The organism is Desulfosporosinus sp. I2 (genome assembly GCF_000960765.1).
Taxonomy (GTDB): domain Bacteria; phylum Bacillota; class Desulfitobacteriia; order Desulfitobacteriales; family Desulfitobacteriaceae; genus Desulfosporosinus.
The window spans coordinates 1-391 of the sequence record NZ_JYNH01000331.1 but is presented as its reverse complement, the minus strand read 5'-3'; the positions used below and the strand labels follow the sequence as shown (position 1 = coordinate 391).

The window sequence follows — 391 nt, the reverse complement described above, 5'->3', positions numbered from 1 at the left end:
TAGAGCACGCCCAAGCGAGTAGGATGTAGGGTAGGCAAATCCGCCCTGCGAGAAGTCTGAGACGTGACGGGGAGCGAAAATTAGTAGCGAAGTAACCGACTCCAAGCTGTCAAGAAAAGCCTCTAGTGAGCGACTAGGTGCCCGTACCGTAAACCGACACAGGTAGATGGGGTGAGAATCCTAAGGCGCGCGAGAAAACCCTCGTTAAGGAACTCGGCAAAATAGCCCCGTAACTTCGGGAGAAGGGGCGCTCTTGGCAACAAGAGCCGCAGAGAAATGGTCCAGGCGACTGTTTAACAAAAACACAGGTCCCTGCTAATCCGAAAGGAGATGTATAGGGGCTGACACCTGCCCGGTGCTGGAAGGTTAAGAGGAGAGGTTAGTCGTAAGG

General features: G+C 53.7%; 1 rRNA gene. It reads left to right on the top strand.

Annotation, left to right across the window (positions count from 1 at the left end):
* Positions 1 to 391 (top strand): 23S ribosomal RNA (locus UF75_RS25965); the annotation flags it as partial.